This is a genomic window from Desulfothermus okinawensis JCM 13304 (assembly GCF_054654515.1).
This window is the reverse complement of sequence record NZ_BAAIEW010000098.1, coordinates 1-294: the sequence shown is the minus strand read 5'-3', so window position 1 is coordinate 294 and position 294 is coordinate 1. Positions and strand designations below refer to the sequence as shown.

Annotated in this window: 1 protein-coding gene; it reads left to right on the top strand. The window is 29.6% G+C overall.

The genetic code is table 11. The features are described from left to right. Positions 1 to 31 precede the first annotated feature (31 nt). The coding region (locus ACYQ0O_RS13205; protein WP_459893815.1) for a hypothetical protein at positions 32 to 294 on the top strand (263 nt) is incomplete at its 3' end.

The window sequence follows — 294 nt, the reverse complement described above, 5'->3', positions numbered from 1 at the left end:
AGCGGATAGAGGTATAAGCAGTAGTTTAAATTTGTCAGAGATTAAAAAAAGGGGTTATGAATATATAGTAGGTTACAGATTTAAAAATACCAAGATAGAAGATTTAGTTTTAGACAAAGAGGGGTATCAAGTTATAGATTATAGTGAAGAAGAGGGCTTATATGCCTATAAAGAGACAGAGATAAAAGAAAAGAAAAAGGTCAAAGAAAAATCTCAATATAAAGAAATAGAGCTAAATCACAAGTTAGTACTTACCTACTCAGATAAAAGAGCCTTAAAGGATAAAAAAGATAG